Source organism: Colwellia sp. F1, assembly GCF_056238625.1.
On record NZ_JBWDLI010000001.1, the window covers coordinates 156,672 to 174,004 of the forward strand.

The 17,333-nt window shown below is 37.0% G+C and carries 15 protein-coding genes; 13 read left to right on the top strand and 2 right to left on the bottom strand.

Annotation, left to right across the window (positions count from 1 at the left end; genetic code table 11):
* Window positions 1–373 precede the first annotated feature (373 nt).
* The 6 genes from AC0UA9_RS00765 to AC0UA9_RS00790 all read left to right on the top strand — a co-directional run bounded on the left by AC0UA9_RS00765 (window position 374) and on the right by AC0UA9_RS00790 (window position 8,029).
* Entirely contained in the window at window positions 374–1,810 is a 1,437-nt protein-coding gene (locus tag AC0UA9_RS00765) for a DUF3943 domain-containing protein (RefSeq protein WP_475655792.1), read from the top strand.
* A 181-nt stretch (window positions 1,811–1,991) separates the two neighbouring features.
* A complete protein-coding gene (locus tag AC0UA9_RS00770) occupies window positions 1,992–2,546 on the top strand; it encodes a phosphoribosyltransferase (RefSeq protein WP_475655793.1) in 555 nt (184 codons plus the stop codon).
* Between the two features lie 83 nt (window positions 2,547–2,629).
* A complete protein-coding gene (locus AC0UA9_RS00775; protein ID WP_475655794.1) occupies window positions 2,630–3,895 on the top strand; it encodes an alkaline phosphatase family protein in 1,266 nt (421 codons plus the stop codon).
* A gap of 106 nt (window positions 3,896–4,001) precedes the next feature.
* Entirely contained in the window at window positions 4,002–5,237 is a 1,236-nt protein-coding gene (locus tag AC0UA9_RS00780) for an EAL and HDOD domain-containing protein (protein WP_475655795.1), read from the top strand.
* A 143-nt stretch (window positions 5,238–5,380) separates the two neighbouring features.
* Window positions 5,381–6,619: a tyrosine-type recombinase/integrase gene (locus tag AC0UA9_RS00785; protein ID WP_475655796.1), complete on the top strand. Its 1,239-nt coding sequence runs from the start codon at window positions 5,381–5,383 to the stop codon at window positions 6,617–6,619.
* Window positions 6,620–6,772: 153 nt separating this feature from the next.
* On the top strand, window positions 6,773–8,029 hold the full coding sequence (locus AC0UA9_RS00790; protein WP_475655797.1) for a valine--pyruvate transaminase: 1,257 nt from the start codon (window positions 6,773–6,775) through the stop codon (window positions 8,027–8,029).
* Window positions 8,030–8,212: 183 nt separating this feature from the next.
* Here AC0UA9_RS00790 and AC0UA9_RS00795 read toward each other — a convergent pair whose 3' ends face one another.
* On the bottom strand, window positions 8,213–8,461 hold the full coding sequence (locus AC0UA9_RS00795; protein ID WP_475655798.1) for a DUF417 family protein: 249 nt from the start codon (window positions 8,459–8,461) through the stop codon (window positions 8,213–8,215).
* A gap of 16 nt (window positions 8,462–8,477) precedes the next feature.
* On the opposite strand from AC0UA9_RS00795, the gene AC0UA9_RS00800 reads away from it, so the two are divergent.
* Window positions 8,478–8,618, top strand: coding sequence for an AraC family transcriptional regulator (locus tag AC0UA9_RS00800; protein ID WP_475655799.1), 141 nt, complete (start codon window positions 8,478–8,480; stop codon window positions 8,616–8,618).
* Window positions 8,619–8,995: 377 nt separating this feature from the next.
* Here AC0UA9_RS00800 and AC0UA9_RS00805 read toward each other — a convergent pair whose 3' ends face one another.
* The gene (locus tag AC0UA9_RS00805; protein ID WP_475655800.1) at window positions 8,996–9,571 is read right to left on the bottom strand and encodes an excalibur calcium-binding domain-containing protein; all 576 of its coding nucleotides are present in this window, start codon (window positions 9,569–9,571) and stop codon (window positions 8,996–8,998) included.
* An 845-nt stretch (window positions 9,572–10,416) separates the two neighbouring features.
* Here AC0UA9_RS00805 and AC0UA9_RS00810 point away from each other — a divergent pair.
* From AC0UA9_RS00810 to AC0UA9_RS00835, 6 genes are all read left to right on the top strand, one after another.
* Window positions 10,417–11,325, top strand: a complete 909-nt coding sequence (locus AC0UA9_RS00810; protein ID WP_475655801.1) for a tyrosine-type recombinase/integrase — start codon at window positions 10,417–10,419, stop codon at window positions 11,323–11,325.
* Window positions 11,326–11,532: 207 nt separating this feature from the next.
* Window positions 11,533–12,888, top strand: a complete 1,356-nt coding sequence (locus tag AC0UA9_RS00815) for a sigma-54-dependent transcriptional regulator (RefSeq protein WP_475656159.1) — start codon at window positions 11,533–11,535, stop codon at window positions 12,886–12,888.
* 32 nt (window positions 12,889–12,920) lie between these two features.
* A complete protein-coding gene (locus AC0UA9_RS00820) occupies window positions 12,921–13,169 on the top strand; it encodes a histidine kinase (protein WP_475655802.1) in 249 nt (82 codons plus the stop codon).
* A gap of 55 nt (window positions 13,170–13,224) precedes the next feature.
* Window positions 13,225–14,706 carry a sensor histidine kinase gene (locus tag AC0UA9_RS00825; protein WP_475655803.1) on the top strand — a complete coding sequence of 494 codons (1,482 nt, stop codon included), beginning with the start codon at window positions 13,225–13,227 and terminating at the stop codon, window positions 14,704–14,706.
* An 85-nt stretch (window positions 14,707–14,791) separates the two neighbouring features.
* Complete coding sequence (locus tag AC0UA9_RS00830; RefSeq protein WP_475655804.1) at window positions 14,792–15,250, top strand: response regulator; 459 nt, start codon at window positions 14,792–14,794, stop codon at window positions 15,248–15,250.
* A gap of 39 nt (window positions 15,251–15,289) precedes the next feature.
* A complete protein-coding gene (locus tag AC0UA9_RS00835; protein ID WP_475655805.1) occupies window positions 15,290–17,296 on the top strand; it encodes a response regulator in 2,007 nt (668 codons plus the stop codon).
* The last annotated feature ends 37 nt before the right edge of the window (window positions 17,297–17,333 follow it).

Genomic DNA, 17,333 nt, shown 5'->3' on the forward strand with positions numbered 1-17,333 from the left:
TAAAGCACTGTTATATCTTGATATATATGGTGCTTGTTACTGAAAAGTAACAGGCAAGGGTTTGTAGCGCATAACCCCCGAGCTAGAGTTCAATCTCTATCTCACCGCCACATTTTAAAGCACTGTTATATCTTGATATATATGGTGCTTGTTACTGAAAAGTAACAGGCAAGGGTTTGTAGCGCATAACCCCCGAGCTAGAGTTCAATCTCTATCTCACCGCCACATTTTAAAGCACTGTTTTTTCTTATACTTGCTTGTCTATAAACAGTGCTTGTTATCAATACATAGCAATTTATAAAAAACCGCTTAAAGCGGTTTTTTTAGTTTAAACGAAAAAACAATAGTTTATATTTTTATAGTGAAGAGTAAAATGCTAAAGGAGATAGGAAGTAACACCTTACGTAAAAGGTTTATCTTTTTTGTTTTTTTATTTAGTGTTTTCTTCCTTTTCAGGCCTTTCTCTATTTCGGCTAAAGAAATAGCAACTCAAGTAAATCAAGCCCCTTATTTTAAGCCGGCGATTACGGAAGCTGACATCAGCGTAATCCCTTTAGAAAAATACCCAAATAGTCGTTGGGAAAACCGCCAAGTTAATCAAGAATACTATCACTCGCCTTATCAAGTAGCTTTGTTCTCTGCCGTTAACGATGAAGATAAAAAACGTCTATGGTCACAAACCAAATCTATTTTTGCTTATGGCTTTGGTGTAATTGGTTTTATATCCTTATTACCGGAGAAAATTTCCAGCTGGGATAAAGAACAAGGCATTATAAATGTTAGCAAATGGTCAGATAATGTTAAAGACGGCCCAGTATGGGATCGCGATAGTGGTACTTTAAACTTTATTGGTCACCCTTACTTTGGCGGAGCTTACTATCAAGTTGCCCGTAAGTCAGGTTACCGCCAATGGGATTCTTTTGTCTATTCAGCCTTAATGTCTACTTTTTATTGGGAGTACGGAATTGAAGCGTTCGCAGAAACACCGTCTATTCAAGATATTGTTGTTACGCCAGTGTTAGGTTGGGCTTACGGCGAGTGGGCTTTTACAACTGAAATGAATATTAGAGCGAATAATAATGAAGTATTAGGCTCTTCATTATTAGGTAGTACAGCACTAATATTGCTTGATCCGGTTGATAGCTTAAGTGTTGGTATAAATACTCTTTTTAATAAAGAAGTAATTAAAGCCGGTACAACTTATATCGGCATAAAAGAAGTCCCACTTGGCGCTGATGGTACCAGTGAAAGTCAAATTCAGTTAAATATTTCTTTAGCACTGGGCGATGGTGGAAATTATAGCACAACGAGAAAACACACTCGTGTCAAAGTTAAAGACCCTATTGATAGTGGTATTGTAGGAATATCTTATGGCCAAGGTAAAGTATTACTTGATGATCATTGGCAGTTAAAAGACAACCAAATAAAAGAATACTCCTTAGGTTTATATTTCCCTAACCAATTCTCTGCCCGTCTTTCTTATGCAAAAGCACAATTAAAACCTAAATATTTATTATCTGGCATCAGCGAAAAAACGTATGAAACTTATAGTGTTGATGGTCAGTATTACCTAAATGGTCACAGGCGTTTACGACCTTTTATTACCGCAGGTTTTGGTGAAATGCTTTGGGATAAAGATGAAGACTCAAAAATATTTCAAATAAATTTAGGGGCAGGGTTGCACTATAAAATAACCAATAAACTTGCTGCTCAGCTTGATTGGCGGCAGTATTACAGTAGTAATACAAAAACTTCTGAAGGTGGTATTACTGGTCGTCTTATTTATCGGTTTGGTCAAGGTGCAAGGTGAGTGGTCATATTCATTAAAATAGCAGTACTTTTATCATTTCCTTGTAACAAATAATACTTATGCTAAAGGCAAGACTGACTCGGTTTTATTAACTTGACCCTTTAGACAAGATTTTAAAAAATAAAATAATCGCGTTATACTAACCGTCTGTATAAAAAAGTACTCACTTAGCGAGAAGTTAATGGAAAAAAAATACATCACAGCACAAGAGTTACTCGAAGACTCTTTTCGATTAGCCGCGAAAGTCTATGAGGATGGGTTTAGGCCACAATTCATTGTAGGTATTTGGCGTGGAGGCGCACCTATTGGTATTGCCGTACAAGAATACTTTGATTATAAAAAAGTAGAAACAGACCATATTGCTGTACGTACCTCATCTTATTATGGTATTAACCAGCAAAGTAAAGAAATTAATGTACATGGTTTACACTATATTATTGAAAATACGAACTCTGATGATAGCTTATTAATTGTTGATGATGTTTTTGACTCGGGCCGCAGTATTAAAGCGCTGATTGCACAACTTAAATTAACCATGAGGAATAACTTTCCTAACGATGTTAGAATTGCCTGTCCTTGGTATAAGCCCAGCAATAAACAAGTTGATATCACACCAGACTACTACATACATGAATCAACACAGTGGTTAGTTTTCCCACATGAATTATCGGGTTTATCGCCAGACGAAATCATTAATGGCAAGGCAGATTTAGCAAATATTAAAGCATTATTTTAACGTTTACGTTAATAATTTTATTGGTTATCACATAGCAATTTGTTGTTAAATAAACATTGCTGCAGGGGCTTAAGGGCTATTAAATGCGTTTACTTACTTGTTTATTCGCTTTGCTAATTTCTTTTTCTAGCTACAGCAAAGCCGCTAAGCCCACTGTGGTTTTGTTATCTATTGATGGTTTTTCATTTAATTACCTTAAAAAATATCAGCCTGCTAATATCCTTGCCTTAGGTAAAGCAGGTGTTACTGGCCAACTATTGCCAGTTTACCCAAGTAAAACCTTTCCAAACCATTTATCCATTATTACGGGTAATTACCCCATTAACCACGGCATAAGTAATAATAATTTTTATAATGCTAACTTAGGTATGCACTATGTTAAAGGCGCCGGAAAAAAAAATGCAGCTTGGTTAACAGCCAACCCTTTTTGGTTTTTTGCTAAACAGCAAGGCATTAAGACAGCGGTATATTTTTGGCCTGAATCTGAAGTACAAAGCAAAACGCCCACCTACAATATTCCGTTTAATACCAAAGACTCAAACGAAGCAAGAGTAGAGCAAATAATAAAATGGTTACAGCTCCCAACTAACAAACGCCCACACTTTATTGCGAGTTATTTCTCAACTGTTGACACAGCAGGACACAGGTTTGGTCCTAATGCACAAGAAGTAAGACAAGCAGTAGCTGAAATTGATCAATTAATTGGAGAATTTGTTAACCGGTTAGCTGAAGAGGTGGCACAAGAGGTTAACCTGATCTTGGTGTCTGATCACGGTATGGTAGAGATCGATAGTCAGCAAGTGATAAAACCGTCAATGGTTTTTGATCCCTTGACCCAACAACTTATTAACGACAATGCTATCATTATTGCTCAAAATGATACGCAATTGTTTCTTTATTTTGCCGAGCCTACAGCAAAGCAGGCGAGAGCTGAACAGCTAAAAGTGATAAAGCGTATTAAGGACAGTCAACAAAAAAACAAACTTTTTCATTTGTACACTAAAGGTAATTACCCTGAACACTGGCAACTTAACAAAGATAGTACGTTAGTACCCGATGCCATTATTGAAGCACTACCTCCAGCTATTTTTGTCAACAAAAACTATGCTGCTAAGGCTACAATAAGCATCAATAAAAACCAAGGTACGCACGGTTACGATCCATTAAATAACAAAGACTTAACAGGGATATTTATTGCATCAGGGCCTAATATCATAAAAAATAAATATATTCCGCCATTTGAGAATATTCATGTCTTTCCATTTATGAGCGAACTGCTGAAGCTAAAGCAAACAGAAATAACAGATGGAAAAAGAACGGTTTTACTGCCTTATGTTATCAATAGGTAAACTTGAAAATACTAGTTTGTTGTTTTGTACTAGTAATTTCGTATAGTAGTGTTAATCTGGGCTATAATAAAGACAAAGTTAATTTCAACTATTCAACTACACTGCAATGAAAAATACTTATATCGCTAGGCAAGCAATTTTTAATGACAGCTTTGAAGCTATTGGCTATGAACTTTTGTTCAGAGATAGCCCTGAAAATAAGTTTCCAGAAATAGCTCAAGATATTGCTAGTTCAAAACTTATCATTCAAAACCATATCCATGGCGATATTAAAACACTCAGTATGGGTAAGTTGGCTTTTATAAACTTTACTGAAAACTGTTTAATTCATAAGTTTCCTCTCATGTTTGATAAAGATACTATTGTTATTGAACTTGTTGGTCATGAAAAACCCACCAAAAAACTGTTACAGATAATAAAGTTTTATAATGAAGAAGGCTACATGGTAGCCCTAACTCAATATGATCTAGCACCACATTGGGATATATTATTCCCCTATATTGATATTGTTAAAATTGACATTGAAAAGATAAACCCAAAACGTTTATTGGCTGCAGTCACCCGAATGAGGCATTTTAATATTGCCATAACAGCTGAAAAAGTTGAAACAAGAAACCAACAACAAACGTTAGCTGAAGTAGGCTTTGATTATTTTCAAGGTTATTTTTACCATAAACCTGAAATTATTGAAGGACAAACACTTGCCCCAATAAAAACCCAAATGCTACATTTATTAAGCGAAACATTTAATTCCCCGCTTAACTATGAAAATGTTGCTGAAATTATTAGCCATGATGTGAACTTAACCGTGGGCTTATTGAAAATGGTGAACAATGTTGCCATTAGTACGCGTGTTGAAATAACCTCACTTAAGCAAGCTGCTGCCTATTTAGGTGAAGAAAAACTCAGACAATTTGTTTCTATTTTAGCGCTATCTAATCTTACCTCTGATACTACTAATGAAATATGTAAACAAGCTTTAATTACCGGAAAAATGATGTTTTCGTTAAGCGAACAAGGGGCATTCAAATCAGTTAATGAATTTGCCTTTATTACCGGCTTACTTAGTGCAATTGAAGTAATGTTGTCCATGCCCATTTCAGAAATTGTGAAAACAATGCCGTTAGCAGCACCGATTAAAACAGCTTTAGTAGCGCGTACTGGCTTATTAGGACAATTACTGGATTTAACCACCAGTTATATATTAGGCCACGAAAAGTTAACGGCAGATGAAAACTTAGATCAGGTATTAGCGCAATACGCACTCGAGAAAGCATTTGTGCAAACTGAATTCTTAAAAGCTAGTCAATGGTGTCAAGATCTCAACCTTGAAGCGGTATAGTATAGCCATTACACATGGTTTAATCATTTTATATGTAAATGCCTCTCTATTTTGTTAATATCACTAACTATTAGTATTGGACTTAACAGATGAGGGTAATTAGAATGAGAGCGATTAACAAAACGCGATTTTAACTATTACTTATGTCTAAAACAGTCCCTGTCCCCTTATACCCCACCCATATAGCGCTATGTGAATTAACGTTTGAAGATTACCCTCAACTAAATAATTTTATTACCTCGCTACCTAAATGGTGTGCCACCCATTGGCAGTGGGGGCGAGACTTCCTAGAGTATACTGGTAGAAATAAATCTGCTCATACCTATGATAGGTTTAGAAATGAAATTGAAAAATTTCTTTTATGGGTGTTTTTAGAAAAAAAAATCCCTGTAGACGAATTACGCAAAGCCGATATTTTAGCGTATGCAGATTTCTGTTGGCAGCCATCAGTAAACTGGATTGGTACCAGTAACCAAGAGCGTTTTAAACTTACCAATAGTTACTTCATAGTGAATGAGTCATGGCGACCTTTTAAAATACAAGTGCCAAAAAGTCAGCTGATGAAAGATATTGATAAAAAGAAATATCGTCCATCACAACAAACGTTAACCTCTACCTTTACCGCTATTATTGTATTTTATCACTATTTAATGGGTGAGGAGTTTTGCTATGGTAACCCTGCGCAGATAGCCAAGAAAGATTGTAAATACTTTATTAATGACACCCAAGTCAAAGAAGTAAAGCGGCTGTCAAGCATACAATGGCAATACGTATTAGATACAGCTGTTGCTATGGCCAATGAAGATCCCATTTTTGAACGTAACCTATTCGTGGTTGCTGCACTAAAAACGCTCTTTTTAAGAATATCTGAATTATCTGAGCGCGAAAACTGGTCTCCCGTCATGGGACATTTTTGGCAAGATGAAGATGAAAACTGGTGGCTAAAAATTTTTGGTAAAGGCAGAAAACTTCGTGATACAACAGTACCACCTGACTTTCTTCCCTTTTTAAAACGTTATCGTGTATATCGTGGTTTATCTGGCTTACCCAGCCGAGGTGAAAATAACGTACTTGTGGAAAAAGTACGAGGTCAGGGCGGCATGACTGCTCGACATTTAAGACGCTTAGTGCAGCAAACATTTGATCAAGCATTTACCCGCATGAAGCAAGCAGAAGGTGAAAACAGCGCTATTAAACTCAAAGAAGCAACAACACATTGGCTTAGACACACGGGGGCAAGTATGGAAATAGAGCGTGGCCGTGCGTTAAAAGATCTATCAGAAGATTTAGGCCACGCCAGTATGGCCACCACTGATACAGTTTATGTTCAGTCAGAAAATAAGAAAAGAGCGCAAAGTGGTAAAACCCGAAAAGTTGATTAAACCAATGTCGTTATTCTTCTAAGAGCAGCCCAATATGATAGTGGCCGACTCAATTTGATCTGATTTCTGATAAAATACTACACTAAACTTTCGTTTATTATCATCAGCTACTTTTCAAAGTAGCTGTTCTCTTGTTATTTATAGGACACTTTTGTGAAACTCTCAAACTTTGGGCAAAAATTCAGCCAAAAATCTGGTATTGTCGGGTTAATGGATGATATAGGCAATGCACTTGACGAAAACCCTAATATGATTTTTATGGGAGGAGGGAATCCGGGTCAACTGGCAGATGTTGAAAATATTTTTCAACAAAAACTAACATTGCTGCTCGCTGACCCAATAAAAAGGCAAAGCATATTAGGAGTTTATCAAGCACCTCAAGGGGACAAAGCCTTTCGCATTGAAGTGGCTAATTTTTTAAATAAGCAATTTGGCTGGCAACTTAATCACAATAATATTGCTATTTCTAATGGTAGCCAACCCGCATTTTTTATCTTAGCCAATATGTTGGCTGGGCTAATGCCTAACGGTGAAGAGCATACTATCCACTTGCCTTTATCTCCAGAATATATTGGCTATAAAGATATCGGTGTTAGTGACAAGTTTTTCACGGCAACCCGGCCAACAATAGAGTTATTAGATGATAATTTATTTAAATACCATGTTGACTTCTCAACACTTGCACTGTCTGATACAACGGCAGCAATTTGTGTTTCTCGCCCTGCTAATCCAACAGGTAATGTTCTTACTGATGATGAAATTAATCATTTAGATGCGTTGGCAAAAGAAAAAAATATCCCTCTGATTATTGATGGCGCCTATGGCTTACCTTTTCCCAGCATTATCTTCACCGAAGCGACCCCTCATTGGAACCCGAATACGATTTTAACCTTAAGCCTTTCAAAGCTAGGATTACCCGGCTTGCGTACCGGCATTGTTGTGGCTAATGAAGCGGTTATTGAACACTACACCAAGGTCAATACCATAGTAAATTTATCTTGTGGCTCATTAGGGCCAGCATTAGCAAAAGAACTATTTAAAACAGGGGAAATCACTTCTATAACAGATGAGTATATAAAACCTTTTTATCTACAAAAAGCAAACTTTGCTGTGCAGTGTTGTTATCAGTATCTTAAAACGTTGCCGTATCGAATACATAAGCCTGAAGGTGCAATTTTTCTTTGGTTATGGTTTAAAGACTTACCAATAACCAGTCATGAATTATACCAACGTCTCAAGATACGTGGTGTTTTAGTGGTACCAGGCGAAGATTTTTTTGTTGGTATTGAGGATGAATGGGCACATAAACATGAATGTTTACGTGTATCTTATGTACAACCTGAACAGCAAGTAAAGCAGGGCATTCAAATTATTGCAGAAGAAGTGATGAGAGTTTATCAAGAAGTATAGCCCGCTGATGACTATTTATGCCTTAGATATCTTAAGGTTGGTATTTGGTATTGGGTATTTAATGATGAAAGTGTCAATTTAATTCAGATCAAGACAAAACAGATTACCAAAAAGCCAGCACTTAGTCGCTGGCTTTTACAAAAACTGTTATCTTGGTTGGCAGCAAATTTTAGTAGTAAACAATCACTTAGTTTTCATATTCAATGCTTTACCGAGTAACCAAACAGATGCCGCTAATAAAACTAAATCTTTCACTAAAAACTGCCCAGGGACTACATTGAGTGCTGGAAACCCACCTAAAGATGCTTCCCAAACAGGTGCTGTTAACAATAAACTTGACGTTATGGCAAAAGTTGCAATGGCACCGACACTCCCCACAATACCAAGGATACGGTTTAACGGTGTTAATGATGGTAATTTCAACTTACGCATTCAAAAGTCTAAGGAGATGATTGCTACTACGTCATTTTTTATTGATGATATTGCATTATCTGTGGGCTATGAATCAGAGCGTGCATTCACTAAAACCCTTAATAAATACGTTGGCATGACACCAAAACAATTTCGAAGTCAAAGAAAGCATAATTAGTATTCACTCAAGCAGATGAATAATATTTATATGACTCAATGTAACCATATAAAATATTAACGAGTAATTTTCCCATTAAGTCATTCACATTTCACGTAGCGGCATTTAAAACACATTGCGATGCGCGTGATAAACCTGACGAGAACTGCATTTTGAGGGTTATCGTTAGTGCAAACACTAAGTCCAGTACTAAAGAGTATCGGACTTAACTACTGAATTAATATCAACAAACAGGTGAAACTCTCGTGTAGCTATTACCTTTACAAATATAAATGCAGGTTCTAGATACTTTATTGTTAAACCCTATCATTTAGCATGATTAATATTTCCAAGCAACTTGCTCAGCGACTACAGCTAAATACCATCAAACGTAAATACTAAAACCTTGAATCATTTTCACATGGTATACCATCATTATCGCCATCCATTTTGGTATTAGGACAATGATTAATAAAATATACCGCTTCAGCACGTGATGACATTTGGCTACAATGTTGTCTACCATCACAAGAAAATTGAGCTTGATCATCAGAAAATGTGCCTTCTAATGATGTATGGCTTTGCTCTGATAAACTCGTTGGTTTTGGTGTAGAGGTATTTGAGCTAGATACTAAGCCTAGTCGTTGAAATGCAAACGCCACAATTGCTACAACGATAAGTACTGAAACAATTTTATGTTTGGGTCTAGCTGAATTTGTCGTAACTTTTTTAATACCCGGTTTATGCTTTAGCGTCGATTTGGCCGCAACACCTTCAATACGACAATTTATTGCCTTGGTTTTACCATTAGCGTCTTTTGCTACTTCAAAATAGATGAAATCGCCCATTTTAGGTTTTCTACTCATGGTTTTTAAAGCTGATATATGCACAAAGGTATCTTGTGCAAGTTCATCTGATTTAATGAAGCCGAACCCTTTATCATCTTTCCAGCTTATTAATTTTCCTCTAACCATCTTGGGGTTCCTATATAACTGCGATTTTATCACGATAATATATGACTAAAACTATATTAAAACCACAAAAAAAATATATTTTACAAGCAGATACTTATTTATTGAGATAAGGTTGTAAGTTATATTTCAGCTTATTTAGCCAGTTAGTCGTTACATACAAAAGATAAAAGTAGTAAACTATTAAAAAATGGTTATACACGCATAGCATAATTCATATATATTACCTTTTAAATTACATATTTTAATAAGTTATATTTATTATAATTAAATCCATATAATCAATAACTTATAACAAATCCATTTTTGTTTTCATAAAACTATTGATGCCAAGTAACCGCTTTAGAATAACAATGGGGTATGAAAAGTTTTTAGCAACTAATGCCATAGTGCAATGTTTTCAATTAATATATTCAATTGTTGCTGTAGCAGATTTTATTATTTTTAACAGTAGCGCCCTGTCTAAGTATTTTACTCAACAGGATGACAACAACATCGCGTACATACAATACCATTCGCACATTCATCATATATAGCGCTTAAATGCACTTAACAGTAAAAACTTGAGGCCTTTTACCTTACCTTCTTACCTTTCTATGAGATAAAGTTAAAATCTGTTGTTTAATTTTTTATTCACTGCAATATTTTTCTACGCCCGACTTACTTTTACTCCATTTAAAACCTTCTGTTAATATATGTCTCTGAAATAGTTAGAATTACTTTTATATCATATCCCATCATATTATACTTAACTGTCATTATATACAGTTGTCTGTGTTGTGGCGTGATTTAATCACTTCATATTACGAGAGCCACCGTTATTCATTAACATTATGTTAGGAGTGTTTATGCCTCATAAACTTTTTAGTACCCAAACCCCTTCAGAGATTTATTTACTTTCTTTGCAATCTAAGCAAAGTCGAGTCACGATACAATCACTGTTAAATATAATTGCGTTTAGGTTTGCTAAGCTAGATCGGCATCAGGATTACGATTGGTCACAACTCAATTATGAAAAAATTTTAATGTTACTGTCAGACTTATCTAATGAAGGAAAGTCCCCTGCCACTATTAATGTCTATCTCTCGGCACTTAAAGGTGTGGCAAAAGAGGCTTGGCGTAAAAAATTATTGTCGGTTGAAAATTATCAGCACATTAAAGAAATAAAACGATTTAAAGGAAGTCGTAGTATTAAAGGCCGGGCTTTAGAACTAGACGAGCTGAATGTTCTCATTGATCATTGCATGGCGCAAGAAGGCGTAATTGCCATGCGCGATGCCGCTGTTATTGCTTTAGTTTATGGGGCTGGCTTGCGACGACATGAAGCAGCAAGTCTAATGTTGTCTGATTTAAATAGTAAAGATGGTTCAATCAAGGTAATGGGAAAAGGCAATAAAGAGCGCATAAATGCCCTGCATGATCGAAATTTAGAAATTATTGATACCTGGTTGGACGAGCGAGGAACAGCCCCAGGACCGTTGTTTTTAAGAGCTAGAAAAGGTAACCGATTAATCAATGAACCCATTTCTGGACAAACAATTTATGATGTTGTTGTTCGTCGCTATAAAGAAGCCGGTTTACAGCGCCTAACACCCCACGATTTACGCAGAACATTCGCCACTAAGTTGTTAGAAAATGGTGAAGACGTATTTTTAGTACAAGACTTAATGGGCCACTCATCGGTTGAAACAACCAAAAATTATGACAGACGCGATGAACAAGCTAAAAAAAAGGCAGCCAAAGCACTGCCATTTTAACTGACAGTCACCAAGCGCGCTGCACCGCCCTATTCATTATCACCTATTTACCATTAATGATAACCTTTAAGGGCAAAATCAAAGTCATTTAACATTAATCTGGTTGTTTTTCAAAAACACCTTTATGACCTTGGTGCAAACGGTTAACATTACGGTAACCAAGCTAGTAAATAGCCTTAGTTAGCATTAAAGCACCTTAAGGGGTTAATTATTAATATATTATTAGTCGACGATGACCAAGAATTTAGTGAAGTCGCTTGTAACATTATCGAGTTTTTAGGCCATGATGTATGCACCGCTAGCGGATTGCAAGAAGCCTATGACTGGTTAGAAAATAATACCTTTGATCATATTTTCTTAGACTTTATGTTACCAGACGGCAGTGGTTTACATTTAATTGATCACATAAAGCAATACAGCAACACTCCTTATATTACGCTAATTACCGGCCACCCTTTAGTGAAAGGTTTGCTTGCTGGACTTTGTGGGCCGAAAGTTAACTATATTGCCAAACCCTTACAGCGTGAAGATTTAGAGCAAGCATTAGCGCGACAATCAACACCAAGGTCTGTTTATACCTCAAGCAAGCAGTCACCTAATAAACACTTTGACTACCTTATTGGTGAATCTGAAGCTATGCAAGAACTCTATACCATGATTTCTCGTATCGCCCTTACCCAAGCAAATGTTATGTTATTAGGAGAAAGTGGCGTAGGTAAAGAGCTAGTAGCACAAGCTATTCATAACGCAACGCATGCAAATCATGACAATGACAAGGTAACTAACTTCGTTGCGGTTAACTGCGGTGCTTTAGCAAAAGATTTAATTGCTAGCGAACTGTTTGGCCATGAAAAAGGCGCTTTTACTGGGGCAATTGCTAAGAAAGATGGGGTATTCTTACGGGCGAATAATGGCACATTATTTTTAGATGAAATAACTGAAATGCCCATAGAAACACAGCCCAATCTTTTACGCGTGCTCGAAAGTAACCGAGTAACGCCTCTAGGCGGAACAAACGAAATTTCTGTAAACTGCCGCGTTATTTCTGCGACTAACCGGTCAATTGAAGAAATAGCGCAAAGCAAAGTACTAAGAGAAGATATTTACTTTAGGCTTGCTGTATTTCCCATTGAAATTCCACCGTTACGGAAAAGAAAAGCAGACATTCCCCTACTTGCTGCTGCTTTCCTTGCAGAGCTAAATGAAGAGTATCACCGCCATTACCAGTGGAGTGCTGAGCAAATACAACGCCTAACCGACTACGACTGGCCAGGTAATATTAGAGAAATGCGACATGCTATTCACCGTGCCTTTATCATGTCTGATCCTGACGGGGATAATTTGGTTTTACCAAAAGATTTTCGTTCACCGTTTTCCGCTACCTCAGAAAAACAACATCAAGTTAGTGCCGGTCAAACCATTGAAGATGTAGAGCGAGAATTGATCAAAGTAACTCTCAACGATGTAGAGGGTAATAAATCGCTTGCCGCAAAAATGTTAGGTATTAGCATAAAAACCTTATATAACCGTTTGCATGCTTACGGCGAATTTGAAGAAGAATAGCCATGACACGAAAAAACAATGAGAGGTAAACAATGACTAACAAACCCAGTAGCAACTTACCTAAACAAGTAGCAGAGCAAGCAAGTTTTGACCAACTTATTCATGACGCCCGAGGCCCATTAAATCGCATTTCTATGCAGGCAGAGATGATTAAATTAGTGCTAGAAAATAATATGCCGCTTGAAAAAGCCAGTGAAGCGGCAAATAAAATAATTACGTCATGCCAAGCCTGTAGTCAAACCTTAGAAAACATAGCAAAAAAGGCTAAAGACTCCGTTTAGGCTAATGGCCAATAAAATCTACTAAAATTTCGTTAGTTAAGGTAAATTATTTGTCATGTTCGCGATAGAAAAATTATTAGAAAATAAAAAAGTCTCGTGGAGCCTAATTTACTTCATTGTGATTGGTGTCATTGTTATTAATGTGATTCTGGCAATAAAAACCATTGATGACTTAGCCATCACACAAAAAAATATCACCAACACGGGTGAAATCATTCTTAGTTTAGACAAGCTGCATAACCTAGTGTTAGCGGCAGAAACCGGACAGCGGGGCTACTTGCTAACCGAAGAAGAAGACTACCTACAGCCCTATCAAAGTGCGATTGGGCAAGTAATTGAACAAATAAAACTAGTGCAATCGCTCAATTCTGACATAGACAATCAAGCAAGTAACATAGCTGCCTTGACTAATTTAGTGGAAATGAAAATACTCGAGCTCAGCGCAACCGTTGACCTTGCTTTAAACAATAAAGAAGAGCGCGCCCTCACTATTATGATGAATGGCCGTGGTAGAAGTTTATATAAACAAATGGTTGTTCTGTTTGATGATATTAAACAACCCGAAGTAGCCTATAGAAACCAATTATATAAAAAGCTCGAGTTAATAAAAAAAGAAGCCAAGTTAACTTTTAGTATTTCTGCGATCACCAGTTTTTTATTACTTGTAGGTATTGGCGTCTTGGTGCGTTTTAATACTAAAGCTGAAGCGTTTTATCTGCAGTCGCTTGAAACTAAAAATGAAGAGTTAGCCGAAAAAGTAAAGATACGCACCAATGAGTTAACCCTATATGCGGAAGAGTTAGCCCGTAGTAACCAAGAATTAGAAGACTTTGCCTTTGTCGCGTCGCATGATCTACAAGAGCCCTTGCGTAAAATAAGAGCTTTTGGCGATAGATTATCCACCAGTTATACCGACGTATTAGACGAGCGAGGGTTAGACTTTATTGAGCGTATGCGCAATGCGGCTGAACGTATGTCTAACTTAATCAGTGATTTATTAGAGTATTCTCGTATTAATACTCGCGGAAAAGAATTTGTTAGTGTATCGCTTACACAAATAATTACTGACGTAATTGATGATTTATCAGTGGCAATTGAAGAAAGCTCAGCGGTTATTAAGTATCAAAACCTGCCAGACATTCACGGCGATATATCGCAACTTAACCAACTTTTTTTAAACCTACTCAGTAATGCAATTAAATTTAGAAAAACAACTGTCACGCCAAACATTATTATTAACCACAGTCTTGAGTCTGTAGCTGAGCCTAACTTAAACAAGGAGGTAATATGGCATGTTATTACAGTGAGCGACAATGGCATTGGCTTTGAACAAGCATTTGCCAACAAAATATTTATTCCCTTTCAGCGACTACACGCCAGAACAGCATACAAAGGCACCGGTATTGGTTTAGCTGTCTGTCGCCGTATTGTAGAGCGCCATGGGGGTACAATTACCGTAAACAGTCAGCTTGAACAAGGCAGCGTATTTACTATTCGTCTACCTGATGAATATACTGCCCCGATGGCAGAAGTATAGCTCAACTTGAATTTACATTAATAACTAAGGCGTCAGTAAATTCAAGTTCATTAAAACCAGTAGCGCACCAATAAAGGATTTACCCATGAAAAAAAGTACACCTATTGTAATATTAATGGCCGATGACGATGAAGATGACCGCCTACTTGCCAAAGATGCGTTATTTGAAAGCCGTGTAATAAATGAACTTCACTTTGTAGAAGACGGTGTTGAGTTACTTGAATATTTAACTCACCAAGGTAAGTTTCAAGACAAACAAAGTGCGCCACGGCCAGGGCTTATCTTGCTTGATCTCAATATGCCACGCATGGATGGCCGTGAAGCGTTGAAAACAATTAAGGCAAACCCTGAACTTAAAAGCATACCCGTTGTTATTTTAACCACATCAAAGCAAGAAGAAGACATGATAAAAGGGTATGATCTTGGCGCAGCCTCTTACATTACTAAACCGGTTAATTTTGAAGGCTTAGTAGACTTAATGAAAGCGCTAGGTAAATATTGGGTAGAGTTTGTCGAGCTTCCGCCACACCATGAAAAAGCATAAGTTGTCAATAACCCTTAGTTAATTTAGGTAACGTAAGCTATGGCTACGCTAACAAAACGAATTTTATTAGTAGAAGATGATGAAGATGATTACATTCTCACCTGTGATCACCTCCAACAAATGCCAAACCACCATTTTGATATTGACTGGGTTGACAACCCACAACAGGCGCTAGCGCTACTAAAAGAAAATTATCATGATATTTGCTTGCTTGATTATCAATTAGGCGGGCAAAACGGCTTGTCAGTGCTAAAGCAAACCAGCACTGAAGGCTGCACCGTCCCTATTATTATGTTAACAGGGCAAACAGACACTGAGTTAGACAATAGTGCACTAGATGCAGGTGCTGTTGACTACTTAGTAAAGTCTGAACTTAACAGCGCAAGGTTTAACCGCGCAATTCGTTATGCTATTGCCAGAAAAGACATTGAAGATGAACGCCTTGAACGAATAAAAGCGGAAACTAAAAGCCGCTCTAAAGATAAATTTTTAGCCCATTTAAGCCATGAGTTACGCACTCCACTGACGTCCATATTGGGTTACACAGAATTATTACTAAGTGATGACAATAACAAAGCAATACAACCACAATTAACGACAATATTAGCGAACGGCAACCATTTATTAGGTTTACTGAATAACGTGCTTGACTTGTCTAAAATAGCCGCCGGAAAGTTTGAATTAAATTACACCAGTATCCCGCTTGAAAGTTTTATCGTAGACGTATACACCCTAATGTCGGTAACCGCCGCAGACAAAGGCTTAGGTTTACACTTAACCGCTAAATCAGCACTGCCTATTAACATTTTTGCCGACTCACTTAGATTACGCCAAGTACTCATTAACATTATTCATAACGCAATTAAGTTTACCCAGCATGGCGCTGTAACTATAGACATTTGGTTAGATGAATCACCTGAGCTATACGGTTTATATTTTTCAATTACAGATACTGGCGTTGGTATTCCAAATGAGTTGTTAACGACTATTTTTAAACCTTTTGAACAAGTTCAAGACATTGTTTCACGTAATGAAGCAGGTACAGGCCTTGGTTTATCAATATGTAGTGAATTATTAAAACACATGGGTGGTAGAATTTCAGTAGAGTCAACCGTTGATATTGGTAGCAAATTTGTTATTGTTATTGACCCAGGAAAAATAACTGACACCAACAAAGAACACTTTAGCTTCAAACACAGTAATTCTCCCACCACCACAGAAACTGTCAATCAACTCTCTGCCAAGGTGCTTATTGTAGACGATATTAACGATATTCGGCGATTAATTGGCTATACATGCCGCACATTCGGCCTGAGTGTAAGTTATGCTAACAATGGCAAACAAGCCATTAGCCAAATAGTTTCTGCATACCAATCTGACAAGCCTTACGACCTAGTATTAATGGATATTCATATGCCTGTTTTAGATGGCAAAAAAGCAATATCACAATTAAGAGCAATGAATATTCATACGCCAATACTGGCCATCACAGCCGCAGCAATGAAAGGAGTACGAAAAGAACTGAATGACTTAGGCTTTAATGACGTAGTTGCCAAACCTATTGATAAAAACGAACTTTACAAAAAAATAGTGCAGCAGTTAACCCAACAGCCAAAATGCACTAACACTACCCAGCTTCACACAGACACATTTATACAAAAGACTAACAATAGCAATACAAACCAACGGGTACTGCTAATAGAAGATGATATTGACACTGCAGAGATAACCGCCTTATTACTGAACAAAATTGGTAAACAAGTTGAAATAGTCAATACAGCCACACAAGCACATAACACCATTAAAACTGACAACAATTGGCAGCATATTTTGGTTGATATTAATTTACCTGACGCTAACGGCCTAGAGATGATAGCAAAGCTTAAGCAAACAGTGCCTAGTGCTGCTATTACTATTGTGAGCGGGCACGATATAACCCAAGCACAATTAACGCAGTTAGGGGTAAAAAACGCCCTACTCAAACCTGTTAACTTAACCATGCTACAAAAACTGTTCTTCGATAACCCTGTACCGAAAAGATCTTAATGTTTTTGTTAGAAGATACTGATACACCTTCAAATCT